At 65.9% G+C, this 24,761-nt stretch carries 27 protein-coding genes; 9 read left to right on the forward strand and 18 right to left on the reverse strand.

Features of this window, described 5'->3' with window-relative positions:
- Positions 1 to 3 precede the first annotated feature (3 nt).
- The 3 genes from ACR9Y6_RS08905 to efp all read right to left on the reverse strand — a co-directional run bounded on the left by ACR9Y6_RS08905 (position 4) and on the right by efp (position 2,297).
- Complete coding sequence (locus ACR9Y6_RS08905; RefSeq protein WP_481280962.1) at positions 4 to 288, reverse strand: YciI family protein; 285 nt, start codon at positions 286 to 288, stop codon at positions 4 to 6.
- Positions 285 to 1,622, reverse strand: a complete 1,338-nt coding sequence (locus ACR9Y6_RS08910; protein ID WP_481280963.1) for a TRZ/ATZ family hydrolase — start codon at positions 1,620 to 1,622, stop codon at positions 285 to 287. The genes ACR9Y6_RS08905 and ACR9Y6_RS08910 overlap by 4 nt, the downstream gene beginning before the upstream one ends.
- Before the next feature lie 96 nt (positions 1,623 to 1,718).
- Complete coding sequence (gene efp, locus ACR9Y6_RS08915) at positions 1,719 to 2,297, reverse strand: elongation factor P (protein WP_481280964.1); 579 nt, start codon at positions 2,295 to 2,297, stop codon at positions 1,719 to 1,721.
- 88 nt (positions 2,298 to 2,385) lie between these two features.
- Here efp and epmB point away from each other — a divergent pair, with 88 nt between their 5' ends.
- Both epmB and ACR9Y6_RS08925 read left to right on the forward strand, forming a co-directional pair.
- Positions 2,386 to 3,411 carry an EF-P beta-lysylation protein EpmB gene (gene epmB / locus ACR9Y6_RS08920; RefSeq protein WP_481280965.1) on the forward strand — a complete coding sequence of 342 codons (1,026 nt, stop codon included), beginning with the start codon at positions 2,386 to 2,388 and terminating at the stop codon, positions 3,409 to 3,411.
- A 99-nt stretch (positions 3,412 to 3,510) separates the two neighbouring features.
- Entirely contained in the window at positions 3,511 to 5,574 is a 2,064-nt protein-coding gene (locus ACR9Y6_RS08925; RefSeq protein WP_481280966.1) for an EAL domain-containing response regulator, read from the forward strand.
- A gap of 192 nt (positions 5,575 to 5,766) precedes the next feature.
- Here the strand turns inward: ACR9Y6_RS08925 and rplS are convergent, their stop codons facing one another.
- The 5 genes from rplS to ffh form a co-directional block, all read right to left on the reverse strand.
- Entirely contained in the window at positions 5,767 to 6,162 is a 396-nt protein-coding gene (gene rplS, locus ACR9Y6_RS08930) for a 50S ribosomal protein L19 (protein ID WP_371024938.1), read from the reverse strand.
- 34 nt (positions 6,163 to 6,196) lie between these two features.
- Positions 6,197 to 6,958, reverse strand: coding sequence for a tRNA (guanosine(37)-N1)-methyltransferase TrmD (trmD, locus tag ACR9Y6_RS08935; protein ID WP_371024937.1), 762 nt, complete (start codon positions 6,956 to 6,958; stop codon positions 6,197 to 6,199).
- Positions 6,959 to 6,977: 19 nt separating this feature from the next.
- Positions 6,978 to 7,493 carry a ribosome maturation factor RimM gene (gene rimM / locus ACR9Y6_RS08940; protein ID WP_481280967.1) on the reverse strand — a complete coding sequence of 172 codons (516 nt, stop codon included), beginning with the start codon at positions 7,491 to 7,493 and terminating at the stop codon, positions 6,978 to 6,980.
- Positions 7,493 to 7,744: a 30S ribosomal protein S16 gene (gene rpsP / locus ACR9Y6_RS08945; protein ID WP_029213716.1), complete on the reverse strand. Its 252-nt coding sequence runs from the start codon at positions 7,742 to 7,744 to the stop codon at positions 7,493 to 7,495. The genes rimM and rpsP overlap by 1 nt, the downstream gene beginning before the upstream one ends.
- A gap of 126 nt (positions 7,745 to 7,870) precedes the next feature.
- Complete coding sequence (gene ffh / locus ACR9Y6_RS08950; RefSeq protein ID WP_481280968.1) at positions 7,871 to 9,259, reverse strand: signal recognition particle protein; 1,389 nt, start codon at positions 9,257 to 9,259, stop codon at positions 7,871 to 7,873.
- A gap of 121 nt (positions 9,260 to 9,380) precedes the next feature.
- Between ffh and ACR9Y6_RS08955 the strand changes: the two genes are divergently transcribed.
- Positions 9,381 to 10,178 carry a cytochrome C assembly family protein gene (locus ACR9Y6_RS08955; protein ID WP_481280969.1) on the forward strand — a complete coding sequence of 266 codons (798 nt, stop codon included), beginning with the start codon at positions 9,381 to 9,383 and terminating at the stop codon, positions 10,176 to 10,178.
- Positions 10,179 to 10,326: 148 nt separating this feature from the next.
- Here ACR9Y6_RS08955 and radA read toward each other — a convergent pair whose 3' ends face one another.
- The 9 genes from radA to ACR9Y6_RS09000 form a co-directional block, all read right to left on the reverse strand.
- Positions 10,327 to 11,715, reverse strand: a complete 1,389-nt coding sequence (gene radA / locus ACR9Y6_RS08960) for a DNA repair protein RadA (protein WP_481280970.1) — start codon at positions 11,713 to 11,715, stop codon at positions 10,327 to 10,329.
- Between the two features lie 82 nt (positions 11,716 to 11,797).
- The gene (gene alr, locus ACR9Y6_RS08965) at positions 11,798 to 12,886 is read right to left on the reverse strand and encodes an alanine racemase (protein WP_481280971.1); all 1,089 of its coding nucleotides are present in this window, start codon (positions 12,884 to 12,886) and stop codon (positions 11,798 to 11,800) included.
- A gap of 118 nt (positions 12,887 to 13,004) precedes the next feature.
- The gene (locus ACR9Y6_RS08970) at positions 13,005 to 13,973 is read right to left on the reverse strand and encodes a CsgG/HfaB family protein (RefSeq protein ID WP_481280972.1); all 969 of its coding nucleotides are present in this window, start codon (positions 13,971 to 13,973) and stop codon (positions 13,005 to 13,007) included.
- Between the two features lie 103 nt (positions 13,974 to 14,076).
- A complete protein-coding gene (locus tag ACR9Y6_RS08975; RefSeq protein ID WP_481280973.1) occupies positions 14,077 to 14,850 on the reverse strand; it encodes an SGNH/GDSL hydrolase family protein in 774 nt (257 codons plus the stop codon).
- A gap of 210 nt (positions 14,851 to 15,060) precedes the next feature.
- On the reverse strand, positions 15,061 to 16,476 hold the full coding sequence (locus ACR9Y6_RS08980) for a replicative DNA helicase (protein WP_429197508.1): 1,416 nt from the start codon (positions 16,474 to 16,476) through the stop codon (positions 15,061 to 15,063).
- A gap of 181 nt (positions 16,477 to 16,657) precedes the next feature.
- Positions 16,658 to 17,104: a 50S ribosomal protein L9 gene (gene rplI, locus ACR9Y6_RS08985; RefSeq protein ID WP_481280974.1), complete on the reverse strand. Its 447-nt coding sequence runs from the start codon at positions 17,102 to 17,104 to the stop codon at positions 16,658 to 16,660.
- 105 nt (positions 17,105 to 17,209) lie between these two features.
- Positions 17,210 to 17,440 (reverse strand): 30S ribosomal protein S18, encoded by a 231-nt coding sequence (rpsR, locus tag ACR9Y6_RS08990; RefSeq protein ID WP_029214018.1) that lies wholly within the window; start codon positions 17,438 to 17,440, stop codon positions 17,210 to 17,212.
- Between the two features lie 15 nt (positions 17,441 to 17,455).
- Positions 17,456 to 17,878: a 30S ribosomal protein S6 gene (gene rpsF / locus ACR9Y6_RS08995; RefSeq protein ID WP_306851350.1), complete on the reverse strand. Its 423-nt coding sequence runs from the start codon at positions 17,876 to 17,878 to the stop codon at positions 17,456 to 17,458.
- A 265-nt stretch (positions 17,879 to 18,143) separates the two neighbouring features.
- Positions 18,144 to 18,470 (reverse strand): HesB/IscA family protein, encoded by a 327-nt coding sequence (locus ACR9Y6_RS09000; protein WP_481280975.1) that lies wholly within the window; start codon positions 18,468 to 18,470, stop codon positions 18,144 to 18,146.
- A gap of 121 nt (positions 18,471 to 18,591) precedes the next feature.
- On the opposite strand from ACR9Y6_RS09000, the gene asnS reads away from it, so the two are divergent.
- From asnS to ACR9Y6_RS09030, 6 genes are read left to right on the forward strand one after another with little or no spacing between them, the layout of a single operon-like run.
- Positions 18,592 to 19,995 (forward strand): asparagine--tRNA ligase, encoded by a 1,404-nt coding sequence (asnS, locus tag ACR9Y6_RS09005; protein ID WP_481280976.1) that lies wholly within the window; start codon positions 18,592 to 18,594, stop codon positions 19,993 to 19,995.
- Positions 19,996 to 20,010: 15 nt separating this feature from the next.
- Positions 20,011 to 20,820: a MalM family protein gene (locus ACR9Y6_RS09010; RefSeq protein WP_481280977.1), complete on the forward strand. Its 810-nt coding sequence runs from the start codon at positions 20,011 to 20,013 to the stop codon at positions 20,818 to 20,820.
- A 5-nt stretch (positions 20,821 to 20,825) separates the two neighbouring features.
- Positions 20,826 to 21,158, forward strand: coding sequence for a hypothetical protein (locus ACR9Y6_RS09015; RefSeq protein ID WP_481280978.1), 333 nt, complete (start codon positions 20,826 to 20,828; stop codon positions 21,156 to 21,158).
- Positions 21,159 to 21,191: 33 nt separating this feature from the next.
- The gene (locus tag ACR9Y6_RS09020; RefSeq protein ID WP_481280979.1) at positions 21,192 to 21,980 is read left to right on the forward strand and encodes an SDR family oxidoreductase; all 789 of its coding nucleotides are present in this window, start codon (positions 21,192 to 21,194) and stop codon (positions 21,978 to 21,980) included.
- A 10-nt stretch (positions 21,981 to 21,990) separates the two neighbouring features.
- Complete coding sequence (locus tag ACR9Y6_RS09025) at positions 21,991 to 23,442, forward strand: aldehyde dehydrogenase (protein ID WP_481280980.1); 1,452 nt, start codon at positions 21,991 to 21,993, stop codon at positions 23,440 to 23,442.
- Positions 23,432 to 23,854: a RidA family protein gene (locus ACR9Y6_RS09030; RefSeq protein ID WP_481280981.1), complete on the forward strand. Its 423-nt coding sequence runs from the start codon at positions 23,432 to 23,434 to the stop codon at positions 23,852 to 23,854. Before ACR9Y6_RS09025 ends, ACR9Y6_RS09030 begins: the two co-directional genes overlap by 11 nt.
- Before the next feature lie 100 nt (positions 23,855 to 23,954).
- Here ACR9Y6_RS09030 and hutG read toward each other — a convergent pair whose 3' ends face one another.
- Complete coding sequence (gene hutG, locus ACR9Y6_RS09035; protein WP_481280982.1) at positions 23,955 to 24,752, reverse strand: N-formylglutamate deformylase; 798 nt, start codon at positions 24,750 to 24,752, stop codon at positions 23,955 to 23,957.
- Between the last annotated feature and the right edge of the window lie 9 nt (positions 24,753 to 24,761).

Consider the following 24,761-nt stretch of genomic DNA (forward strand, 5'->3'; position numbering starts at 1 on the left):
GATTCAGTCCTCCGTCACGGGGCGCCGCGCACGCCATTCATGCACGGTGAGCGTGGACGAGCCGGTGATGTGCAGTGGATCGGAGTGCGCGATCCGCATCGCGGTGGCGAGATCGGTCGCGCGCAGGATATATGCGCCGCCGCTGCCATCGGTGAAGGGCCCGGTGAGTTCGAGCAGGCCCTGCTCGATCAGGTCGGCAAGGAAGGCCTGGTGCGCTTCGCCCGCTTCCGGCTTGAAGCCTGGATTGCGCATGGCAAGCACGAGATAGAGGTGCAAGGGTTCGTTCATGCCGGATCCTCCGCGGCGATGCGTTCGCGCCAGGCACGTGCCTTGGCGCGGATGGCGGCGGTGTCGATGCCCAGGAGTTCGCCCGAGGCGAGCTTGCGCACGCCATCGATCCACACGTCGCTGACCTGGTGGCGGCCCGTGGCATAGACCAGCTGCGATGCCACATGGTAGAGCGGCTGGGTTTCCAGGGCGTCGAGACGCACGGCCACGAGATCGGCTCGCTTGCCCGGCTCGATCGAGCCCACGCGGTCGCCCAGGCCGATCGCCTTTGCGCCGTTGAGCGTGGCGGCACGCAGCGCATAGGCGGCGTCGAAGGCGGCGGCGTCGCCCGCCACGGCCTTGGCCAGGAGCGCGGCGGTGCGCATTTCACCGAACATGTCCAGGTCGTTGTTCGAGGCGCAGCCATCGGTGCCTATGCAGACGTTCACGCCGGCGGCACGCAGTTTTTCCGCCGGACAGAAGCCCGAGGCGAGTTTCAGGTTGGATTCGGGGCAATGCACCACGGAAACCCCGGCGACGGCGCAGGCGGCGATCTCGCCATCCGTCAGCTGGGTCATGTGCACCGCCACCAGGCGCTCATTGACGATGCCGAGCTTCTGCAGGCGCGCGAACGGACGGATGCCGTCTTTCGCCACGGCCTCTTCCACTTCGTGCGCCGTCTCGTGCGTGTGCAGGTGGACCGGGATGTCGAGCTGGTCGGCGAGGATGCGGATGCGCTCGAAGTTCTCGTCCGAGACCGTGTACGGCGCATGCGGCACGAATGCCGTCGTGAGCAGGGACTCGCCGCGCAAGGCATCGTGTACCTCGACGGCGCGGCTGAAGTATTCGTCCGACGTGGTCGCCCAGGCGGTGGGAAAATCGATCACCGGCAAACCGATGACCGCACGAAAACCCATCCGGCGGTAGGTGGCCGCTATCACGTCGGGAAAGAAATAGTTCTCGTTGGCGCAGGTGGTGCCGCCACGGATCATCTCGGCCACGGCGAGCTCGACGCCGTCGCGAATGAATTCCGGACCCATCACGCGACCTTCCGCCGGCCAGATATGCTGCTGCAACCAGGTCATCAACGGCAGGTCGTCGGCCAGGCCGCGCAGCAAGGTCATCGGGTTGTGTGTATGCGCGTTGACCAGGCCGGGGATGAGCGCGTGCTCGGGCAATTCGATCCGCTCTCGCGGCGCGTAGGCCGCGCGGGCGGCGGCGACCGGCAGCACGGCCAGGATCTCGCCGCCGTGCACGGCGACCGCGTGGTCGTCGAGGACCACGGCGTGGGGCTCGACGGGGACGATCCAACGGGCCTCGATGAGGAGGTCGATGTCGGTGGGGCTGGCGGTCATTCGGGGCCTCGGTGGGGAAACGGGAGCCTCATACAAGAACGGCACGGCGCCCTCGGGGGCCGCCGTGCCGCGATACCAGGCAAAACGCCGGTGGCCTTACTTGACGCGGCTGTCGTACTCGCCGGTGCGGGTATCGACCTTGATCACTTCGTCCTGGTTCACGAAGAGCGGCACGCGAACCACGGCGCCGGTCTCGAGGGTCGCCGGCTTGCCGCCACCGCCCGAGGTGTCGCCACGAACGCCAGGATCGGTCTCGACGATCTTCAGTTCGACGAACTTCGGCGGCGTCACGGCGATGATATTGCCGTTGAACAGCGTCACCACGCATTCCTCGTCGCCCTTGAGCCACTTCCAGGCGTCGCCCATCGCGGCGAGGTTCGCACGGTACTGCTCGAAGGTTTCCGAGTGCATGAAGACCCATTCGCGTTCGTTGCCGGAGCCCTCGACGTACGAGAACTGGGCATCGGTATCGACGGCATCGGCTTCCTCGAACGAATCGCTGGACTTCAGCGTCTGCTCGGTGGTGCGGCCATCCTTGAGATTACGGATGCGGATGCGGGTGAAGGCCTGGCCCTTGCCCGGCTTGATGAAGTCGGCTTCGGTGATGATCCACGGATCGCCGTTGTGAAGGATCTTCTTGCCCGTTTTGACATCATTGAGGCCAAGGGTCGCCATGCGCTTTCTGCTCCAGGGTTAAATCCGCCCCGCTGGGCGGCTAAAATGGGGTCTGTCACGGGCTCCTGGGCCCGATCCAAGGTCCGTAATGATAACCGCAAGCCCCACTTCCCGCCTATCGCCGCCCCTTCCTGGCTGGCGCGAGCTGTGGCGGGACGCCATCACCGATGCCGGGGAGCTGCTGACCGCCGTGGGCCTGGGCCACCGGCCCGACCTGCTTCCCCCGGACGACGCGGGCTTCCCGCTTCGCGTGCCACGGGGCTTCGTGGCGCGCATGCGCCACGGCGATCCTTCCGATCCGCTGCTCCTGCAAGTGCTGCCCCGGGCGGCCGAGCACGAAGTGGCGGAGGGATTCGCCATCGACGCGGTCGGCGACATGGCGGCGCGCGCCGGGCACGGCCTGCTGCACAAATACGACGGGCGCGCGCTGCTGATCGCCAGCGGCAGCTGCGCCGTGAATTGCCGCTACTGCTTCCGCCGGCACTTCCCCTACGGCGAGGAAATCGCCGCGGCGGCCCAATGGCGCGAGGCACTGGCACACGTGCGGGCGGACACGTCCATCCGCGAATTGATCCTGTCCGGCGGCGATCCGCTGTCGCTGTCCACGCACAAGCTCCAGGAACTCACCCGCGGGCTCGCCCACCTGCCCCACGTGATCCGCCTGCGCATCCACACCCGGCTGCCGGTGGTCCTGCCCGAGCGGGTCGACGAGGGCTTCACCGAGTGGCTGGCCGCGTTGCCCCTGCAGAAGGTGGTCGTGCTGCACGCCAACCACGCGAACGAGTTCGACGATGCGGTGGATGCCGCCTGCGCCCGCCTGCGTGCCGCGGGCGCCACCTTGCTGAACCAGTCGGTCCTGCTGCGTGGCGTCAACGACGACGCGGAAGCGCTGGTGGGCCTGTGCGAACGTTCGTTCGCGGCCGGCGTGCTGCCCTACTACCTGCACCAGCTCGACAAGGTACAGGGGGCCGCCCATTTCGAGGTGGACGACGACCGGGCCCTCGCCCTCATGGCCGAACTGCGCAACCGCTTGCCGGGTTTCCTCGTGCCCAGGCTGGTACGCGAACTGCAGGGTGATGCCTCCAAGCGACCTATTGCCGATTTCGCGCGTTAGTATGGGCGGCATCCGGTCAGCATGACCTGTCCGGACGCGCTGGGGGGAGCGGGCCGGCAAGCCGGTTCGCGGGGTGGGCAAGCGGTCATTCGGAACGGCATGAAACACGACAACGTCATCAGGATCCTCTTCATCGAGAACTCGGTGGAAGACGCCGAACTCTTGATCAACGTATTGCGCAACGGTGGCATCGCCGTTCGCCCCGCCCGCGCGACGAACGCGGACGAAATCCGGACTGCGCTCGACGATATCGGGCCGGACCTCGTTCTCATGAACCCCGGCGTGCCGGGTATCGATGCCGGCGCGGTGATGCGCCAGCTCGATGCCAGCGGTCGCGACCTCTCCTTGATCGCCGTGGTGGACAGCCTGCACGACGACGCCATCGCCGACCTGTTCGCCAATGGCTGCCGTGGCGTGGCCTTGCGCAAGCGTCCGGACCAGGTGCTGGCCGTGGTCCGCCGTGAATTCGACGCCCTGTCCACCCGCCGCCAGGTGCGCCGGCTGGAAACCTCGCTGCGCGAGACCGAGCGCCGCTGCGACGCGCTGCTCGACTCCTCGCGCGACGCCATCGCCTATGTCCACGAAGGCATGCACGTGCGCGTGAACCAGGCTTACCTGGAGGCCTTCGGGCTCGCCGAGTTCGACGACATCATCGGCCTGCCGATCCTCGACCTGGTCGCCGGCACGCATGCCGATGAGTTCAAGGCCGTCCTGCGCGGCCTTTCCAAGGGCGACAAGACACCACCGCCGATGGAATTGCTCGCGCGCCGCGACGATGGCGGTACCTTCAAGGCCATGGTCGAGTTCGCCCATGCCACCTTCGAAGGCGAGTCCTGCCTGCAAATCGTGTTCCGCCAGCAAACGGTGGACGCGGCCCTGGTGGCGCAACTGCAACGGGATCCCGTCACCGGCCTGTTCAATCGCGCCCACACGCTCGCGCATATCGACGAGGCGGTGGCGGCGGCAGCGGCGGGACGTGCCGGACAGGCCGTGATCCTGCTCGAACCGGACAACTGGAAAGACATCGTCGCCAGCGCGGGCATCGGTAACGCCGACCATCTGCTGGCCGCGATCGCCACCAAGGTCAACGAATCGATCGACGACGAGGACATCGCCGGCGTACTCGGCGATCACACGCTGGGACTGGTTCTCCACTCGCGTGGCGACCTCGAGCACGCCGCGCTCACGGAACGCCTGCGCCATGCCGTTGCCGAAAGCATCTTCGACGCCGGCTCGCGCTCGCTCACGGTCACCATCACGCTCGGCGGAACGCTGCTGGCCGAGAAAAACGCCAATACCGAGACCGTGCTCGACCAGGCCAGTACGGCGTTGCGGGCCGCGCAGAACCAGGGCGGCAACCGCGTGGAACTGCACGACCCCAGCGCGCGCGAGAAAGCCGACGCGGAACGCGAGCAGTACTGGCTCGACCTCGTTCGCCAGGCGCTCGCCGAGGATGGCCTGCGCCTGTACCACCAGCAGATCATCAGCCTGCAGGACGCCGCGGGCGAGTTCTACGAGATCCTGGTCCGCATGCGGGGGCCCAAGGGCGACGTGCTGCCGTCGTATTTCTTCCCGGTGGCGGAACGCAACGGCCTGCTTCCCGCGATCGACCGCTGGGTACTCGGCCATGCGATCGACGCCCTCGCCCACCGCGAGAACGATGGCCTGACCACGACCTACTTCGTGAAGATGACCTTGCAGTCGCTGGAAGATCCCGACCTGCTTCCCTGGCTCGTCCGCCGCCTCGAATCGGCGAACCTGCGCCGGAGCAAGCTGGTGATCGAGATGCCGGAATCGAAAGTGCTCACGAGCCTGCGCCCCACCCAGGAATTCGTGAGCGGCTGGCGCAAGGCGGGCGGCGGTTTCGCCATCGAACAGTTCGGCTCCGGCCTGAACTCGTTCCAGATGCTCAACCACGTCGAAGCCGACTTCCTGAAGATCGACCGCAGTTTCATGACCGACCTGCCGCAGCACCCGGAAAACCAGAAGAAGATCGCGGAGATCTGCAAGGAAGGCCATGCCTCCGGCAAGCAGACCGTGGCCGAGTGGGTCGAGGACGCCGTCAGCACGTCGCTGCTGTTCGCCTGCGGCGTGGACTTCATCCAAGGCAACTTCCTGCAAGAGCCAGCGAAAGTGCTGGCCGAGGAATACATGCCGGTCTGACCGGCGACTGCCCAGCCATCCGGGAACCAGCCATCCAGTGACTGGTGGGAGCCGACCTTGTCGGCGATCCCGCGGCAGCGGGCCAGGTTACGGCAAGCAACCATCGCCGACAGGGTCGGCTCCCACCAAGCGCGGGACAACAAAAAAGCCCGCGATCGCTCGCGGGCTTTTTCTTCGCCTTGCGGCAACCGATTACTCGGCGACGGCAGCGGCCTTCTTCGCGGCCTTGGCGGCAGCGGCGGCGGCGACGTCTTCCTTGATGCGGGCAGCCTTGCCTTCCAGGCCACGCAGGTAGTACAGCTTCGCGCCGCGGACCTTACCCTTGCGCTTCACTTCGACCGAGTCGATCGCACGGCTGTGCGACTGGAACACGCGCTCGACGCCGGTGCCGTGCGAGATCTTGCGCACGGTGAAGGCGGAGTGCAGGCCGCGGCTGCGCTTGGCGATGACGATACCTTCGAACGCCTGGACGCGCTCGCGGTTACCTTCCTTCACCTTGACGTTGACGATCACGGTGTCGCCAGGACCGAAATCCGGCAGCTGGCGGGTGATCTGCTCGGCTTCGAACTGTTGGAGAAGTTTGTTCATGGCACACCTGTCGCAATTGTTTACGGCGACCGAGTTATTCGGCCGCACCGTTTGGCCGTGCATAGTCACGGCGGAATTCATCCAGCAATGCCCTCGACTCATCGTCGAGCGCACACTGCGTTAACAGATCCGGCCGGCGTAGCCAGGTACGACCCAGCGACTGCTTGCGACGCCAGCGACGGATAGCCGCGTGATCGCCGGAAAGCAGCACCTCCGGCACGCCACCCCATGCGTCGTGCTGCACGGGACGGGTGTAATGCGGGCAATCCAGCAAGCCATCCGAGAAGGAGTCCTGCTGGGCGGATTGCGCGTCGTTCAACGCGCCTTCCTGTAGACGACCCACCGCATCGATGATCACCGCTGCGCCGAGTTCACCGCCAGACAGCACATAATCGCCGATTGAGAGCTCCTCGTCGACCTCGTGCTCGAGCAGGCGTTCGTCCACACCCTCGTAACGTCCGCAGATGAGGGCGATTCGCGGCATCTCGGCCAGCGCTTCCACCCGCTTCTGCGTCAGCCGCGCACCTTGCGGGCTGAGGTAAATCACGTGCACCGGTTCCGGTGCCGCCTCGCGAATCGCCGCGAGCGCCGCCCGCAATGGTTCGATCAGCATCACCATGCCCGGTCCACCCCCGAAGGGCCGGCCGTCCACGGTGCGGTAGTTGTCGGTGGCGAAGTCGCGAGGGTTCCAGGCTTCCACCTGTAACAGTTCGCGCTGCTGCGCCCTGCCGACCACCCCGATCGCGGCCGACTGGCGGACGAAATCGGGAAACAGCGAAACCACGTCGATGCGCATGATCTTCAGGTATCGCTGTTCAGAACTCGGGGTCCCAGTCCACCACGATGCGCCCGGCGTCGAAATCGACCGAATGCACGTAGGGGCCCTGGACGAACGGAATCAATCGCTCCCTGTCGCCGTCCTTCACCACCATGACGTCGTTGGCGCCGGTGGCGAAAAGATGGCTCACCCGTCCCAGGTTCGTGTCCTCCGTGGTGACGACCTCGAGACCCTCGAGGTCGGTCCAGTAGAACTCGCCCGGCGAGGGCGGCGGCAGTGTATCGCGCGAGACCGTGATCTCGCAGCCGACCAGCGCAGCCGCCTGGTCGCGATCCTCGATACCCGGCAGGCTGGCGACAATGCCCTTGCCCTGCGCGCGTCCTCGGATTCCGTCCATCTCCCGTTCCACGCCCGGCGCGGTCAGCAGCCAGGGCTGGTAACGGAAAATCTGGATGCGGGGCTCGGTCCAGCTTTCGAGCTTGACCTGACCCTGCACGCCGTGGAGCCCGACAATGCGTCCGACCCGGACGCGCTTACCGGACTCCGTCGACATCAAGCAGCCAGCTTGCCGGCTTCCTTCACGAGGGCACGGACCTTGTCGGTCAGCTGCGCACCCTTCGCCACCCAGGCCTGGACCTTGGCGACGTCGAGTTCGAGGCGCTTGTCGGCGCCCGAAGCAACCGGGTTGTAGTAGCCGACACGCTCGATGTTACGACCGTCGCGCGGGCTGCGCTGGTCGGTCACGACGACGTGATAAAACGGACGGCCCTTGGCGCCACCGCGCGAAAGACGAATCTTGACCATAAGTTACGAGCTCCAGAATGCCGCAGACCGGCAAGGCGCGCGCGAGAAGCGGGCGCGGTAAAGCCGGACATTTTAGCGAAAGTTTCCAAAAATGGAAGGGGGTTCAGCCCCTTCCGTGAATAGCGCTCAGCGCGGCGGCATCATCCCGCCCATGCCGCCCATGCCGCCCATGCCCTTCATGGCGCCGCGCATCTGGCGAAGCAGGCCCTTGCTGCCACCCTTGGACAGCTTGGACATCATCTTTTCCATCTGCATGAACTGCTTGAGCAGGCGGTTCACGTCCGCCGGCTGGGTCCCCGAGCCCCTGGCGACGCGAGCCTTGCGCGATCCATTGAGGAGATCCGGGTGACGGCGCTCCTTCTTGGTCATGGAGCCGATGATGGCGACCATGCGCTTGAGTTCGTTGTCGTTGACCTTGGACTTCACGCTGTCCGGAATTCCGGACATGCCCGGGAGTTTGTCCATGAGGCCGGCCAGGCCGCCCATGTTGCTCATTTGCTCGAGCTGGTCGCGCATATCGTTGAGATCGAAGCGCTTACCCTTGATGACCTTTTCGGCGAGCTTCTGCGCCTTTTCCTGGTCGACCTTGCGCTCGACTTCCTCGACCAGCGACAAGACGTCGCCCATGCCGAGGATGCGCTGGGCCACGCGGTCCGGGTGGAAGGGCTCCAGGGCGTCGCTCTTCTCGCCGGCACCGAGGAACTTGATCGGACGGCCCGTGATGTAACGCACCGACAGCGCCGCACCGCCGCGGGCGTCGCCATCGGTCTTGGTCAGCACGACGCCGGTGAGCGGCAACGCGTCGGCGAAGGCCTTGGCCACGTTGGCGGCGTCCTGGCCCGTCATCGAATCGACGACGAACAGGGTTTCGATGGGGTCGAGGGCGCCATGGAGGGCCTTGATCTCGCCCATCATCGCCTCGTCGACGTGCAGACGGCCGGCGGTATCGACCAGCAGCACGTCGATCACCTCGCGCCGGGCGGCGGCAACGGCCGCCTTCGCGATGGCGACGGGGTCCTGGCCGGCTTCCGAAGGGAAGAACGAGACCTCGACCTGGGCCGCCAGCGTGCGCAGCTGTTCGATCGCCGCCGGACGGTAGACGTCGCAGCTGACGACCATCACGCGCTTCTTCTTGCGCTCCTTGAGGAACCGGGCGAGCTTGCCCACCGTGGTGGTCTTGCCGGCGCCTTGCAGGCCCGCCATCAGCACGACCGCCGGCGGTTGCGCCGCCAGGTTCAGTTCCGTATTGGCGGCGCCCATCAGCGTGGTCAGTTCGTCGCTGACGACCTTGACCAGGGCCTGGCCGGGCGAAAGGCTTTTCAGCACTTCCTGGCCGACCGCGCGCACCTTCACGCGCTCGATGAGCGCCTTCACCACCGGCAGGGCCACGTCGGCCTCGAGCAGGGCGATGCGCACCTCGCGCAGGGTCTCGCGGATGTTTTCCTCGGTCAGCCGGCCGCGACCACGCAGGCGGTTGACGGTTTCGGAAAGGCGTTGGCTGAGCGATTCGAACATGGGGATTCGGGTCGGAATGCTGTAAACGACGGATTATAGCGGACTCCCGCCATGCCGCGACGCTTCGAATGCCAACGTGTCGCATTCACGCTGCGGGATGGCTATGCCACACTGCGCGTCCATGATCGTCACCATCCTCTCGCTGGCCGCCGTCGCCTTCTACCTGTCCGCCGCGGGCGTGCTCGCGCGGCCGCTGGCGACAGGCGGACAACCGCTGGCCCGCGTCGGCATGGCACTGGCGACGATCGCCGCACTGGCGCATGCCGCGCTGCTGCTCACGGCGCATCGCGGCACCCTGGACCTGCACTTCTTCGCCGCCCTGTCGCTCGTCGCCTGGATCGCATCGGCCCTGACCCTGGTGGTCAACCTCTCGCGGCCCGTCGCCGGGCTGGGCATCCTGATCTTCCCGCTGTCCGCCGCCTTCCTCGCCGTCGATGCCTTCCTGGCGCCGCGCACGGCGCCGGAGTCGATGAGCTGGCAGATCGAATTGCACGTGACGATCGCGGTATTCGCCTTTGGCATCCTCTCGATCGCCGCGGCGCTGGCGATCCTGCTCGCGATCCAGGAACGCGCGCTGCGCCGCAGTCGCTTCGGGCACTGGCTGCGCGCCCTGCCCCCTCTCACGCTCACCGAGGTGCTGCTGTTTCGCCTGATCGCGGTGGGTTTCGTGCTGCTGACGCTCACGCTGATCACCGGCGCGCTCTTCGTCGGCGACCTGTTCAGCCAGCACCTGGTGCACAAGACGGTGCTGTCGATCATCGCCTGGATCGTCTTCGGGGTACTGTTGTGGGGCCGCTGGAAATACGGCTGGCGTGGCATCCGCGCGGTCTACCTCACCCTGATCGGGATGGGCATCCTGCTGCTTGCCTTCTTCGGCACCAAGGCGGTGCTGGAACTGATCCTGCACCGCACGGCGTAGTTGCCGCGTCCGTCCAGTGCGAATCCGCCGTGGTGGAGGGGTGGGAGCCGACCTTGTCGGCGATGGGTGCTTGCCTCGACCTGGCCCGCTGCCGCGGGATCGCCGACAAGGTCGGCTCCCACCATGCTTGCCTCGACCTGGCTCGCCGTCACTCCCGGCTGGCGTCGATCGCTTGCGAGAGGCGTTCCACGCCGATGACTTCCATCTCGCCCACCCGTCCGCGCTTGGGAGCGTTCGCCGCCGGAACCACGGCGCGGCGGAAACCGTGCGTCGCCGCCTCCTTCAGGCGTTCTTCGCCATTGGGCACCGGCCGTATCTCGCCGGATAGGCCGACCTCGCCGAAGGCGATGGATTTTTCCGGCAAGGGCCGGTCGCGCAAGCTCGACAGGACCGCCATCAGCACCGGGACATCCGATGCGGTTTCCTGCACACGGATACCGCCGACCACGTTGACGAAGACGTCCTGGTCGTAGGCGGCCACGCCACCGTGGCGGTGCAATACGGCGAGCAGCATCGCCAGACGATTCTGTTCCAGGCCCAGCACGACGCGGCGAGGATTGCCCAACGACGACTGGTCGACCAGCGCCTGCACTTCCACGAGCAGCGGACGGGTGCCCTCGCGGGTCACCATCACGGCGCTTCCGGCCGTGGGGCCGGCGTGCGCGGAAAGGAAAATCGCCGACGGATTGGGGACCTCGCGCAGACCCTTCTCGGACATCGCGAACACGCCGAGTTCGTTCACCGCACCGAAGCGGTTCTTGAAGGCTCGCAGCACGCGGAAGCGGCTACCGGATTCGCCCTCGAAATACAGCACCGCGTCGACCATGTGTTCGAGCACGCGCGGGCCGGCGATGCCGCCCTCCTTGGTCACATGCCCCACCAGGAACACCGAGGTACCGGTCTCCTTGGCGAAACGCGTGAGCTTTGCCGCCGATTCGCGCACCTGGCTGACCGATCCCGGGGCCGCCGTGAGCAGCTCCGTCCAGATCGTCTGGATCGAGTCGATCACCAGGACCCGCGGCCGGGCCGACGCGGCTTGCTCCAGGATGCGCTCGATGCACGTCTCCGCCAGCGCATGCAGTGGGGCGAGCGGAAGATCCAGTCGCTGGGCGCGCCCGGCGACCTGCGCCAGCGATTCTTCGCCGGTGACGTACAGGCTAGGCAGGACCGCGCCCAACGTACCGAGCATCTGCAGGAGCAGGGTCGACTTGCCGATGCCGGGATCGCCACCGATCAGCACCACCGATCCATCGACCAGGCCGCCACCCAGAACGCGGTCCAGTTCACCGATGCCCGTGTTCGTGCGCGCCTCGGCGGTAAGCAACACCTCGGTGAGCGGCGTGATCCTGGGCGCGCCCGCCGCCTCGCCGGCGTAGCCGCCACGACGCGCACCGGTCGACACCGCGTTCGGCTTCGCCGCCTGGACGACGAACTCGGACAGGACGTTCCATTCGTTGCACTCGGCACACTGGCCCTGCCACTTGCTGTGTTCGGCGCCGCACTGGGTGCAGACGTAGGCGGTCTTGGCCTTGGCCATCGTTCGAGATATCCGTGGAAAAGTAGACGCTATATAGCGCGTGGCCGTCGCAAGGGACGATACGCGAAGAACTCGGCAGCGGTCATGCCTCGTCTTCGACGAAGAGCACGCGCCGGGTCATGCCACAGGTGAGATCGTAGGAGATCGTGCCGGCCGAGGCCGCCACGGTTTCCACCGGCAGGCCATCGCCCCACAGCGTCACCCTGTCGCCGACACGCGCATCCGGGACCAGGCGCAGGTCCAACGTGATCAGGTCCATCGAAACCCTTCCGACCAGCGGCGCGATCCGCCCGTTGACCAGCACCGGCGTGCCGACCATGGCGCTGCGTGGGTAGCCATCGCCGTAGCCGATCGCGGCGACACCGACCGCCATGTCCTCGGGACAGACGTAGGTGCCGTTGTAGCCCACGCGTTCGCCTTTCGCGAGGTGGTTGATCGCCACGAGGCGCGTCGTCAGCGACATGGCGGGACGGAAACCGAAATCGGCGCCCGAACGTCCTTCCACGACCGACAATCCGTACAACAGGCCACCGGTGCGCACCCAGTCACCACGCGCGTCCGGCCAGCCGAGCACGGCCGCCGAGTTGGACAGCGCGCGCGGGCCCTGGAGACCCTCGGTGGCCTCCCTGAAGCGGGCGATCTGCAATGCGGTGTCTCGTCCTTCGAACTCCTCCGACGAAGCGAAATGGGTCATGAGGCCTACCTCGCGATCGATCGCGGGCATCGCGAGAACGGCGGCATGGACCTCGCGAGCGCGCTCCGGTGGAAAACCGAGCCGGTGCATGCCGGTATCCACCTTGATCCAGACCCGCAGCGGTCCACGGGCCGGATCGGCTCTGGCCAGCCAGGGCAACTGTGCGTCGTGATGGATCAACGCCTCCAGACGCAGGCGCTGCATCTCGGCGATGTCGGAGGGCGTGTCCGGCCCGGAAAGCACGACGATCCGCTGCCGATGCCCCGCCGCGCGCAAGCGCAAGCCATCGGCGATGGCCGCCACGGCAAACGCCTCGGACTCGCCATCGAGCGCGCGGGCCACGCGTTCCAGCCCATGGCCGTAGGCATCCGCCTTGACCACCGCCATGACCCTGGCGCTGCCCGCGAGCTCGCGGACGCGGGCGAGGTTGTGGCGCAGGGCACCGAGATGGATGGTCGCGACGGTGGTACGGCTCATGGCTATCGAAGCAACGCGGTAGTGATCGGTCGCCCAGTCTAGCCGTAACGATTGGGCGACCGTATGGCGCAAAGATGGCGCGTCACGGCGGATAGCGCGTCCCCCTGCGTCCCCCAGGTTATCGAGCGAGGTCGAAGTCCGCCGACGATACCCACCCGCGATTACCGTGTTCGTCCTCCACTTCCCACATGAGTCCGATCCGGTCGCCCGTCGGGTATACGAGCATGCCGGGTTCGAGCGAGCGGATCGTGTTGCCCTTGCCGTCCGCCTTGGCGGACATGCGGCTGGCGACGCGCATCGTGCCGGACTGCCGGCTATTCGCCGCCGACGCATCGGACGGCAGGCCACCCAACTCGGAAACCAGCTTGGTATACGCGTCGAGGTAGGCCATGGTGATGACCTGCCCCTGGGTGGTATTCGTGTATCCGCCGAGGCCCGCGGAGCCCAGGCTCTGGCTACCCCACATATTGCCCTGGCCTCCGAACCCGATATCGTTCTTCTCGCCGTGGCCTTCCACCATCGCCACCTGCTCGGACGAACGCACGTCCGTGACGGTAAGAGTGACGTCGGCGGTCTTGGAGCTGAGCTTGACCGAGCCGGCGATACGTCCCGCCGTCCCGCCGAGCACGCTCTGCGCGAGGCCGGAAATGCCACCGCCGCCGGCATCGCGATTGCTGTCGACGAGGTCGGGCACGAGCACGTAGTCGGCCGCCTTCACCTGACCCTTGCCGATGTTCGAGCCCCCACGCAATTCGCCGCCCGACGCCAGCGCGCGTTCACGCATGGCGGCGTCCATGCCACTGCTGCGATCGACGAGGGTGAAACAGCCCGACTTCGAGACGAACACCTTGATGAGCTTCGACGGCGCCGGGAGTTGCTGCCCCGTCCACCACTTCAAGCCCGCTTCCGGTTCGATGACCGAAATGGAACCCAGCTTCTTCGCACAGTGGGGAATCTGCGCCACCTTCGCGTCGTGCTCCTTGTTCTTCTTGTTGAAGAAGGGCAATCCCGCATGGGCGGGCGAGGCCAGCGAGGCGCAGAACACCGCAGCCGCGACGACGGCGGCCGGCCTGATGAAAAATTCCATGGTCGATCCTTTGCTGAGGGCGACGGAAATGCTAAGGAACCGCAACCCGAAGGTCAGTAGGATGTCGTCCTAAAATTGGCAAGCGATCGCCCGCCACGATTCATCAGTGTCCGCTGTCGAGCACGCCATCGATCGCCTTCTGCGACAGCGGCGCCATCACCTTGTAGCCCGCCGCGTTCGGATGCAGGCCATCGTCGCTGAGTTCCTTCCTCAAGGCGTCGTGGGCGTCGACCATCGCGGCGTAGTAATCGATGAAGGCCAGTTGCTCGCGCGCCGCGTATTCCCGAATCCATGCGTTGAGCGTACGGATCGTCGCCGGCGGCCGGCGCGCCGTCTGATCCTTCACCACGTAATCGTTGACAGGCAACAGCGAGGCCAGCACGACACGGATGCCGTGCGCGCGCGCCAGCTCCGTCATGGAGGCGAGGTTGTCCTCGATCATTTCCAGCGAGGAGGCACCGGTATTACCGGCAATGTCGTTGGTTCCCGCGAGGATCACCACCACCGCCGGCTTCAACGCGATCACATCCGCGCGGAAACGCACGAGCATCTGCGGCGTCGTTTGTCCGCTTATGCCCCGGTTGATGTATCCGCGGCCGGGAAAGAACTCGCCAACGGGACGCCCCCAGAAATCCGTGATCGAGTCACCCATGAACACCACGCGTTTCTCGCCGGGCTTCGGTGGCGGGTAGGTGGCGTTATCCCTGGCGTAGCGGGCGAGCAAGGGCCAGTCGTTGAGCCGTTGCTCGATGTCCGCGCGCTGGTCGGGGGTGGGATGTTCCGGAAGGACGATGCGATTCGCGGCCGACGCTGTCGCCACGGACGCCACGGCCAAGACGAGACACCACACAGCCATCCAGAAACCGATGCGCTTCATCCCGGGTCCCCTCGCGTTCCTATCGTGCGGTCGTATGGTGGTGTGGGAGCCGCTTCAGCGGCGATGGGTGCTTGCCTCGACCTGGCCCGCTGCCGCGGGATCGCCGCTGAAGCGGCTCCCACAGGTCAAGCGGATCCCAGTGATCGAGGGGCTCCCACGGATCAAGCGGCTCCCACAGAAGATCGAGCGGCTCCCACGGCCTGGTGGTGCCTAGTCGAACGAGCCCACGTAGGAATCCGGCGCCCAATTCTCGAACTTCGTGTAGTGACCGAGGAAGGCCAGTTTCACCGTATCCGTGGGGCCGTTTCGCTGCTTGCCGATGATGATCTCGGCCAGGCCCTTATCGGGCGATTCCTTGTTGTAGTACTCGTCGCGGTAGATGAACATGATCACGTCGGCGTCCTGCTCGATAGCGCCGGATTCTCGCAGGTCGGACATCATCGGGCGCTTGTCGGCACGCTGCTCCAGCGAGCGGTTCAACTGCGAGAGGGCGATCACCGGCACGTTGAGTTCCTTCGCCAGCGCCTTCAAGCCGCGTGAGATCTCGGAGATCTCCGTCGCACGGTTCTCGGAGTTGCCGGGTACCTGCATCAGCTGCAGGTAGTCGATGACGATGAGGCCCAGACCGTGCTCGCGCTGCAAGCGGCGGGCTCGCGAGCGCATTTCCACCGGCGACATCGCCGGCGTGTCGTCGATGAAGATCTTCGCGTCCGAAAGCATGGTGATCGCGGAGGTGACGCGCGGCCAGTCTTCTTCCGCGAGATCGCCGTTGCGCAGGTGCTGCGCGTGGACACGGCCCAGCGAGGAGATGAGTCGGAAGGCCAGCTGCGAGGCGGACATTTCCATCGAGAACACCGCCACCGCCTTCTTTCCACGCATGGCGGCGGCCTCGGCGAGGTTCAGCGCGAACGCGGTCTTACCCATCGACGGACGCGCCGCGATGATGACCAGGTCGGACGGCTGCAACCCGGAGGTCAGTTCGTCCAGGTCGGTGAAGCCCGTGGACAGGCCGGTGAGCTGCCCGCGCTTCTCGTAGCGCTCGGTGAGCATGCGGAAGGCTTCGCCCACGGCCTCGCGCACCGACACGATGTCCTTCTTGCCACGGGCACCGGACTCGGCGATGCGGAAGACGCGCTGCTCGGCCAGTTCCATCACTTCCTGGACACTCTTGCCCTCCGGGCGAAAGCCGTCCTCGGTGATCGACGTACCGGCATCGATCAACTGCCGCAGCACGGACTTCTCGCGAACGATGTCGCCATACGCGCCGATGTTCGCGGCGCTGGGCGTCGAGTTCGCCAGTTCCATCAGGTAGGTGGCACCGCCGACCATCTCGGCGGTCTCGTTGGCGACGAACCAGTCGCCGAGCGTGATGGCGTCGCAAGGCATGCCCTTGTTCGCCAGTTCATTGATCGCACGCCAGATGAGGCGGTGATCCCTACGGTAGAAATCTTCCTCCGACAATTTGTCGGCGACCTTGTCCAGGGAATCCGGCGAAAGCATCAGGCCACCCAGCACGGCCTGTTCGGCCTCGATGGAATGCGGCGGAATGCGCAGTGAATCGATGGCGGAGGGCTCGCGACGGCGCTTGCGTTCGCCGCGCTCGCCTCGCTCGGGATTGAAGGACATGGATTACCTCGTGTTGCAGACGGCGCCCACGCCGGAACGGCTGGCCGCGACGTCGATCATACGCGGGCTCGTCTCACCCGTTGAGAGGATAAGTCTGTGGTAAATCTGTGGATAACTTGTGGGTGGAAACGAAAACGGGCGCCTTTCGGCGCCCGTCTCGGGATCGCGGGTGGCGCGGAGCTTACGCGCCGACGACCTTCACCTTGACCGTCTGCTGCACGTCGGCGTGGAGGACGATGACGACCTCGTATTCGCCCACGACGCGGAAGGGGCCTTCGGACTGGATCACTTCGCTCTTGTCGACGTCCAGACCCTTGGCGGTGAGCGCCTCGGCGACGTCACGCGGGGTGACCGAACCGAACAGCTTGCCTTCCGGCGACGCGTTCACTTCGATGGTGACTTCGGCGCCATCGAGCTTGGCGGCACGAGCCTCGGCACCGGAGAGCTGCTCCTTGGCCTTGGCTTCGTACTCGGCGCGACGGGCTTCGAACGCTTCGAGGTTGGCGGCGGTCGCGCGGGCGGCCTTGCCTGTCGGGAGGAGGAAGTTACGGCCGTAGCCCGGCTTGACAGTGACCTTGTCGCCGAGGTTGCCGAGGTTCTTCACCTTCTCGAGGAGGATGAGTTCCATGGGATGTTCCTTTTCGTTAGCACGGGATGGGCCCCGTGCAGCCAATAATGGTTGTCCGAGTGTCTTTCATCGGGCCCTTCCCGCTGACGGGAAGGGCCTGGAAGATCAGACGTCGTGGTTGTCGGTGTACGGCAGCAGCGAGAGGAAGCGAGCGCGCTTGATCGCGGTCGCCAGCTGGCGCTGGTAACGGGCCTTCGTGCCGGTGATGCGGCTCGGGACGATCTTGCCGTTTTCGGTGACGTACTGGCGGAGGGTGTTGAGATCCTTGTAATCGATCTCCTTCACGCCCTCGGCGGTGAAGCGGCAGAACTTGCGGCGGCGGAAAAACTTGGACATGGTTGTGATCCCCGATTAGTCGTCGCTGTCGCGATCGTTGTCGTTGTCGCGACCACCACGGCGGTCGTCGCCGTCGCTGTCGTCGTCACGGCGACGCGAACCCTTCTGCTCGTCCTTCTCCTTGCTCTTGAGGATGAAGGACTGCTCGACGTCGGCTTCGTCGCGACGGATCACGAGGTGGCGAAGGACGGCGTCGTTGAAACGGAAACCCGTCTCGAGCTCGTTCAGGACGCTCTGCGAAACCTCGATGTTCAGCATCACGTAGTGAGCCTTGGCGAGGTTCTCGATCGGGTAGGCCAGCTGGCGGCGGCCCCAGTCTTCGAGACGGTGGATCTTGCCGTTGTCGCCTTCGATCAGCGTCTTGTAACGCTCGATCATGGCGGGCACCTGTTCGCTCTGGTCCGGATGGACCAGGAACACGACTTCATAATGACGCATGGTGGCTCCTTGTGGATGCACCCCTTCCGGGGATGGCAGCCTCCCGCGCGTGGCGGTGAGGCAAGAAGACCCTCCTGAGAGAGGGCCAGCCGCGCATTGTAAGGAGAAACGGGGGGTTATCGCAAGGGACAGGCCGGAGGGGGCCTTGTGTGGGAGCCGGCCATGCCGGCGATTGCCGCTGGGTTACGCCGCTCCGCTGGCTTTTCGCCGCTGAAGCGGCTCCCACAGAACTTCCCACCACTGGGCCTTCGGCCCATGAAATGGCTCAGGAAACGGTGAAACTCTCTCCGCAGCCGCATTCGCCCGTGGCGTTGGGGTTGTGGAAGACGAAGGACGCGTTGAGGCCCTGGCGCTGGAAATCGATCAGGGTGCCATCGACCAGCGGCATGCTCTTCGGGTCCACGACGACACGGATGCCGTCGATGTCCAGCACCCGGTCGTCCTCGGCGACGGTGTCGGCCAGATCGACCACATAGCCGAAACCGGAGCAACCCATCCGCTTGACGGCGAAGCGCACGCCCGCGGCGTCGGGCGCCTTGGCGAGGAACGCGCGCATGCGGTCGGAAGCGGCGGCGGTGATCTGGATGCTCATGAAGACGTTTTCTGCCCGTGGTATACCGATGAACGGTGCCGTTCACGCGACCCTTACATTATCATGCAAGGTCGCGTCCTACGCGCCCTTAGATGCGGCGCCTCTTCTGGAGTTTCAATCGATGACGGTGGTAAGCGTCAAGCAGGCCCTCGCCGGCGGTACGACCGCGGGGGAACACGAAGTCACGGTCCGCGGGTGGGTACGCACCCTGCGCGAGTCCAAGGGCGGCCTCTCGTTCGTCAACGTGAGCGACGGCTCCTGCTTCGCCCCGATCCAGGTCGTGGCCACGTCCGATCTCGATAATTATGAGACTGACGTCAAACGTCTCTCGGCCGGGGCCGCCGTGATCGCCACCGGCAAGCTCGTGCCTTCACAGGGCAAGGGCCAGGCCTATGAGATCCAGGCCACCCGGATCGAAGTCACCGGTTTCGTCGAGAACCCCCTCACCTACCCGATCCAGCCCAAGCAGCACTCGATGGAGTTCCTCCGCGAGGTCGCCCACCTGCGCCCGCGCACGAACCTCTTCGGCGCCGTGACCCGCGTTCGTCACACGATGATGACGGCGATCCACCGGATCCTCACCGAACAGGGCTTCTTCTGGATCAATACCCCGATCATCACCACGTCCGATGCCGAGGGCGCGGGCGACATGTTCCGCCTGTCGACGCTCGACCTCGCCAACCTGCCACGCGACGACAAGGGCGGCATCGATTTCCGCAAGGATTTCTTCGGCCGCGAGGCTTTCCTCACCGTGTCCGGCCAGCTCAATGTCGAGGGCTATGCCCTGGCGATGAGCAAGGTCTACACCTTCGGCCCCACCTTCCGCGCCGAGAACTCCAACACCACGCGTCACCTGGCCGAGTTCTGGATGGTGGAGCCCGAGGTGGCCTTCGCCAACCTCGACGACAACGCCGACCTCGCCGAACTGTTCCTCAAGGGCATCTTCAAGGCCGTGCTCGATGAGCGCCCCGACGACATGGCGTTCTTCGCCGAACGCGTGCAGCCGGACGCCATCACGCGACTGGAAGCCTTCATCGCCAAGCCGTTCGAGCGTATCGATTACACCGAGGCCGTGGCGATCCTGCAGAAGTCCGGCAAGAAGTTCGAGCACCCGGTCGCCTGGGGCGTCGACCTCCAGACCGAACACGAGCGCTTCCTCGCCGAGGAACATATCGGCCGTCCCGTGGTCGTCATGAACTACCCCGAACAGATCAAGGCGTTCTACATGCGCCTCAACGACGACGGCAAGACCGTGGCGGCGATGGACGTGCTGGCTCCGGGCATCGGCGAGATCATCGGCGGTTCCCAGCGCGAGGAACGCCTCGACTACCTCGACCGGCGCATGGACCAGTTCCATCTCGACAAGACCACCTACGACTGGTATCGCGACCTGCGCCGCTACGGCACGGTACCGCATGCCGGTTTCGGCCTCGGCTTCGAGCGCCTGCTGGTCTACGTCTGTGGCCTGGCCAACATTCGCGACGCCATTCCGTATCCCCGCGCGGCAGGGAGTGCCGAGTTCTGACCCACTGAGACGATCATGCCCCCATCCCTCCCCCGTCTCCTGCTCCTCGCCCTGGCGCTCATCGCGCTGGGGGCTTGCCGCACGATCGTGCCGCCGAACTTCCGTCCGCCGGAGAACCCGACGAACACCATCGACATCGCCCGGAAGACGCTCGACGACGCGTCGCCTTGCTGCGGCAGCTTCGCCGACCTTTCCTACCAGGACATGCTGCCCTGGCAGCCGCAGCGGTTCGAACTGAGCAAGGACAGTCCCGTCGCCAACCTCAACGGCGACCGCAGCTACTTCCTCGCCTTCCGCCTGCCGCAGGGTGCGCACCTGCCCTACACCATCGCGATGAAGTCCGAGCTCAACGGCCGCTGGCTCAGTTCGAGCTACCTCTTCGCGCCCACGGTGGTGCTGCTGGACGACGCCTTCCAGCCGCTGCATTCGGAAGATATCCAGCTGTGCGAATACATCGGCTGGACGAGCGAGACGACGGGAGCGTTCGGCAAGTTCAAGGTCGTGGACGACAAGGCCCGCTACCTCGTGGTGTATTCGTCGGCGAAACAGCAGAAGAGCCAGACCTACTGGGAGCAGTCGCCCACCACGTTCTCGGCCGAGGCGCCGGTGAAGATGAACCCGGCGGGCAGCTTCAAGATCGCCCATGGTCCCGACGGCGTGCTGTATGTCGGCATGCAGAACGACACCTACAAGAAGGCGATCAACAACGCGGTCTGCTCGAAGGCCCAGCAGGGCAACGGCGTGATCTCGACGATCCGCGAGGTGGTCACCACCGACCTTCTCCGTACCGACGACACGAAGAAAGACAAAGAGAAAGGTAGCTGACCGACATGCAGATCGCGGTCTATCTCTACCTGCTGCTCCTGCTCGGCTCGGTCGCCTTCTTCGTCCTGCACTTCGTCGCGCAGTGGCGTTTCACCGCGTTGCTGCGCAAGCGTTATCCCGACCAGTGGAAGACCATCGTGGAGGCCGACACCGGCCGCCCCAACGGCATGGCCAATTGGCTGCGCGTGCGCCGGGTGCTGCGCTCGGACGCGCCGGCGCTGTTCAATGACGACGCCCTCAGCCGCTGGCAGGCCTGGTGGAAACGCTCGCCGTGGTTCGCCTGGCCGTGCTGGTTCATCGCAATGGCGATACAGTGGTGGGCAATGAAACAGGGCTGACCGCCCCACCACCCTCACTCCAGGGAGCGCCGCATGGATCTTCGCCTCACCGGTCGTCACGCGCTGGTCTGCGGCGCTTCGCAAGGGCTCGGACGCGCCACCGCCTTCGAGCTGGCGGAACTCGGAGCCAGCGTCACCCTGCTCTCCCGCTCCGCCGATGCGCTCGTCGCGCTCGCCGCCGAGTTGCCGGCCACGCAACCCGGGCAGACCCATAGCCATGTCGCCGTCGACATGCTCGACACCGCCGCCCTGGCCCGGGCCATCGGCGAGGTGGTCAAGAACCATGCCGTACACGTGCTGGTGAACAACAGCGGCGGCCCCCCGCCCGGCCCGGTGTGGAACGCGGAGCCGGAGGCCTTCCTCACCGCGTACCGCCAGCACGTGATCGCCGCGCAGGTGATCACCCATGCCTGCCTTCCCGGCATGCGCGAGGCACGTTACGGCCGGATCGTGAACATCATCTCCACGTCCGTGAAGGAACCGATCCCCAACCTGGGCGTGTCCAACACCACGCGGGCCGCCATGGCCGGCTGGGCCAAGACCCTCGCCGCCGAGGTCGCACCCGACGGCATCACCGTGAACAACATCCTTCCCGGCTACACCCGTACGCCGCGGCTGGAGGCCCTGGTGAAAGCCAGCGTGGACGCCGGCCGCAGCCGTGACGAGGTCGAACGGGGCCTGCTCGCCAGCGTGCCCGCCGCCCGTTTCGGCGAACCGGCCGAAATCGCCGCCATGATCGCCTTCCTCGCCAGTCCAGCCGCGGGATACGTCAACGGCACCAGCATCTCCGTCGATGGCGGTCGCACCCGCGGCCTGAACTGACAGGCAGGCCATGATCGTCCTCGCCAACCTGATCGACGGGCATTCGCGCGCACCGCGAGGTGGCCGTTATCTGGACGTCGTCGATCCCGCGACCGGGCAAGCCTTCGCACGATGCCCGGATTCCGACGCCGCCGACGTCGCCGACGCGGTGGATGCCGCGTCGCGTGCCGCGCCGGGCTGGGCGGCGATGCCGGCCGAACACCGTGCCCGCTGCATGCGGCGACTGGCCGATGCAATCGAGGCGCGGCTGGAATCCTTTGCCTCGGCCGAATCGCAAGACAGCGGCAAGCCGCTGGCGCTCGCCCGCACGCTCGACATACCGCGAGCCGTGGCGAACCTGCGTTTCTTCGCGGCGGCGGCGGGCCAATGGAGCGCCGAATCGCATGCCATGGAACAAGGGGCCATCAACTACACGCTGCGCCTGCCGCTGGGCGTGGTCGGCTGCATCAGTCCATGGAACCTGCCGCTCTACCTGTTCACCTGGAAGATCGCCCCTGCCCTGGCCGCCGGCAACACGGTGGTGGCCAAACCATCCGAAGTCACGCCGTATACCGCCTGGTTGCTGGGCACGCTCGCCGAGGAGGCCGGATTTCCGTCCGGCGTGCTGAACATCGTCCATGGCAGCGGCCCGGCGGTCGGTGAAGCCATCGTCGTCCACGACACGGTGAAGGCGATCTCCTTCACCGGCAGCACGCGCACCGGCGTGGCCATCGCCGCGGCGGCGGCGCCACGCCTGAAGAAGGTCTCGTTGGAGCTGGGCGGGAAGAATCCGACCATCGTCTTCGACGATTTCGACTTCGCCGACGCATCGATGGCGACGATCGTCCGCTCGGGCTTCGCCAACCAGGGCGAGATCTGTCTTTGTGGATCGAGGCTGTTGGTCCAGCGCCCGATCTACGAACGTTTCCGTCGCGAATACCTGCAGCGCGTGCGGACGTTACGGGTGGGCGATCCGCTCGACGAGCGCAACCAGCTCGGCGCACTCGTCTCCAAGGCGCATTTCGACAAGGTCAGCGGCTGTATCGAGCGTGCCCGTGCGGAAGGCGGCAGCATCCTCGTCGGGGGCGGTCAGGTGGATGTGGGAGGCCGTTGCGCCGATGGCTGGTTCATCGCTCCGACGGTCATCGAGGGCCTCGGCCCCGACACGGCCACCAATCAGGAAGAAATTTTCGGCCCGGTCGTCACGCTGATCCCGTTCGATACGGAGGACGAGGCGTTGTCCATCGCCAACGGAACGCCCTACGGCCTTGCCGCTTCGGTGTGGACCCATGACGTGTCGCGCGCGCATCGTTTCCCTGCGCGGCTGGAGTTCGGCATCGTCTGGGTCAACTGCTGGATGCTGCGCGACCTGCGCACGCCGTTCGGCGGTACGAAGCAATCCGGCGTCGGCCGCGAAGGCGGCTTCGAAGCCATGCGTTTCTTCACCGAAGCCAGGAATATCTGCATCGACCATGGGCAATGACGTCATCCGCGCCGAGGGCGCACCCGCGCCGGTCGGCGCTTATCCGCACGCACGGCGTGTCGGTTCCCTTCTGTTCCTTTCGGGTATCGGTCCGCGAGTGCCGTCCACCGATGCCATTCCCGGCAACGTCGTCGACGACACGGGAACGCTCGTGTCGTACGACATCGAGGCACAGTGCCGGCAGGTGTTCGCCAATGTACGCGCGGTGCTCGAAGCCAGTGGCGCGCGCTTCGAAGACCTGGTGGATGTCACGGTGTACCTGACCGACATGGGGCGCGACTTCGCCGCGTATAACCGGCTTTATGCGGAAGCGTTCCAGGGAGTGGATGCCTGCCGGACCACGGTGGGGATCCATGCGTTGCCTACACCGATAGCGATCGAACTGAAGTGCGTGGCGGCACTGGCTTCGTAGGCATCGCCGGCTCCCACGCGTGCAAGAGCATCGCCGACAGGGTCGGCTCCCACCACCAGGTTGAGCTACCTGGTGGGAGCCGACCCTGTCGGCGATCGGCCTAGGGAGTGACCATCCGCGCGCTGTCGAGACAGACCTTCAGCATCTCCCCGATCAGCACCTGCACGCTCGCCGCGCTCTTCGGCAGGTACTCGAATGAATCCTCGTCCATGTAGTTCAGTTGCGCGAGTTCGAGTTGCACGGCGTCGATCCCGTGCGCGGGCTTGCCGTAATGACGGGTGATATAGCCGCCCTTGAAACGGCCGTTCACCACGAAGGAATACTCGTCCTGCCCCTCCAGCACGGCGGCGAGTTTCGCCTGCAAGGCGGGCGAGCAGCTCGCGCCATCGGCCGTGCCGAGGTTGAGGTCCGGCAAGCGGCCCTCGAAGAGCATCGGCACATGGCTGCGAATGGAATGTCCTTCCCACAACACCACATGCCCGAACTCCGCTTTCAGGCGTGCCAGTTCGTCGGCGAGCGCGCGGTGATAAGGCTTCCACCACCGCTTCACGCGATCGGCGATTTCCGCCGCATCCGGCTCGGCGCCGGCGCGGTAGATCGGCTCGCCGTTGAACAGCACGGTGGGTACGAGGCCGGTCTCGCTCTGCCCCGGATAGAGGGCATGACCGTCGGCAGGGCGGTTCAGGTCGACCACGTAGCGCGAGGCGAACGGCTTGATCACGCTCGCGCCCATGCCACGGGCGAAATCGTACAGTTCGGCCACGTGCCAGTCGGTGTCCGGCGAGCGGCGCGCCGGACGCTTCATGCGTGCGGCGAGGTCATCGGGGATCGCGCTGCCGTTGTGCGGCAGGCTGATCAGGAGCGGCGCGGTGCCGCGATGAAGGGTGTACGGGCTCATGGCAAGAGT

It is taken from the genome of Luteibacter sp. TLI7-4A, from assembly GCF_056754745.1.

Excerpts from the sequence above, each read along its gene's own strand:
- ACR9Y6_RS09025 (WP_481280980.1), top strand. The coding sequence starts at position 21,991 with ATGATCGTCCTCGCCAACCTGATCGACGGGCATTCGCGCGCACCGCGA.
- efp (WP_481280964.1), bottom strand. The coding sequence starts at position 2,297 with ATGGCGACCCTTGGCCTCAATGATGTCAAAACGGGCAAGAAGATCCTT.
- hutG (WP_481280982.1), bottom strand. The coding sequence starts at position 24,752 with ATGAGCCCGTACACCCTTCATCGCGGCACCGCGCCGCTCCTGATCAGC.
- ACR9Y6_RS08975 (WP_481280973.1), bottom strand. The coding sequence starts at position 14,850 with ATGAAGCGCATCGGTTTCTGGATGGCTGTGTGGTGTCTCGTCTTGGCC.
- ACR9Y6_RS08925 (WP_481280966.1), top strand. The coding sequence starts at position 3,511 with ATGAAACACGACAACGTCATCAGGATCCTCTTCATCGAGAACTCGGTG.
- ACR9Y6_RS09015 (WP_481280978.1), top strand. The coding sequence starts at position 20,826 with ATGCAGATCGCGGTCTATCTCTACCTGCTGCTCCTGCTCGGCTCGGTC.
- ACR9Y6_RS09010 (WP_481280977.1), top strand. The coding sequence starts at position 20,011 with ATGCCCCCATCCCTCCCCCGTCTCCTGCTCCTCGCCCTGGCGCTCATC.
- rimM (WP_481280967.1), bottom strand. The coding sequence starts at position 7,493 with ATGTCGACGGAGTCCGGTAAGCGCGTCCGGGTCGGACGCATTGTCGGG.
- rpsR (WP_029214018.1), bottom strand. The coding sequence starts at position 17,440 with ATGTCCAAGTTTTTCCGCCGCCGCAAGTTCTGCCGCTTCACCGCCGAG.
- alr (WP_481280971.1), bottom strand. The coding sequence starts at position 12,886 with ATGAGCCGTACCACCGTCGCGACCATCCATCTCGGTGCCCTGCGCCAC.
- asnS (WP_481280976.1), top strand. The coding sequence starts at position 18,592 with ATGACGGTGGTAAGCGTCAAGCAGGCCCTCGCCGGCGGTACGACCGCG.
- ACR9Y6_RS09030 (WP_481280981.1), top strand. The coding sequence starts at position 23,432 with ATGGGCAATGACGTCATCCGCGCCGAGGGCGCACCCGCGCCGGTCGGC.
- ACR9Y6_RS09020 (WP_481280979.1), top strand. The coding sequence starts at position 21,192 with ATGGATCTTCGCCTCACCGGTCGTCACGCGCTGGTCTGCGGCGCTTCG.
- radA (WP_481280970.1), bottom strand. The coding sequence starts at position 11,715 with ATGGCCAAGGCCAAGACCGCCTACGTCTGCACCCAGTGCGGCGCCGAA.
- rplI (WP_481280974.1), bottom strand. The coding sequence starts at position 17,104 with ATGGAACTCATCCTCCTCGAGAAGGTGAAGAACCTCGGCAACCTCGGC.
- ACR9Y6_RS08910 (WP_481280963.1), bottom strand. The coding sequence starts at position 1,622 with ATGACCGCCAGCCCCACCGACATCGACCTCCTCATCGAGGCCCGTTGG.
- ffh (WP_481280968.1), bottom strand. The coding sequence starts at position 9,259 with ATGTTCGAATCGCTCAGCCAACGCCTTTCCGAAACCGTCAACCGCCTG.
- rpsP (WP_029213716.1), bottom strand. The coding sequence starts at position 7,744 with ATGGTCAAGATTCGTCTTTCGCGCGGTGGCGCCAAGGGCCGTCCGTTT.
- rpsF (WP_306851350.1), bottom strand. The coding sequence starts at position 17,878 with ATGCGTCATTATGAAGTCGTGTTCCTGGTCCATCCGGACCAGAGCGAA.
- ACR9Y6_RS08955 (WP_481280969.1), top strand. The coding sequence starts at position 9,381 with ATGATCGTCACCATCCTCTCGCTGGCCGCCGTCGCCTTCTACCTGTCC.
- ACR9Y6_RS09000 (WP_481280975.1), bottom strand. The coding sequence starts at position 18,470 with ATGAGCATCCAGATCACCGCCGCCGCTTCCGACCGCATGCGCGCGTTC.
- trmD (WP_371024937.1), bottom strand. The coding sequence starts at position 6,958 with ATGCGCATCGACGTGGTTTCGCTGTTTCCCGATTTCGTCCGCCAGTCG.
- ACR9Y6_RS08970 (WP_481280972.1), bottom strand. The coding sequence starts at position 13,973 with ATGGAATTTTTCATCAGGCCGGCCGCCGTCGTCGCGGCTGCGGTGTTC.
- epmB (WP_481280965.1), top strand. The coding sequence starts at position 2,386 with ATGATAACCGCAAGCCCCACTTCCCGCCTATCGCCGCCCCTTCCTGGC.
- ACR9Y6_RS08905 (WP_481280962.1), bottom strand. The coding sequence starts at position 288 with ATGAACGAACCCTTGCACCTCTATCTCGTGCTTGCCATGCGCAATCCA.
- rplS (WP_371024938.1), bottom strand. The coding sequence starts at position 6,162 with ATGAACAAACTTCTCCAACAGTTCGAAGCCGAGCAGATCACCCGCCAG.
- ACR9Y6_RS08980 (WP_429197508.1), bottom strand. The coding sequence starts at position 16,476 with ATGTCCTTCAATCCCGAGCGAGGCGAGCGCGGCGAACGCAAGCGCCGT.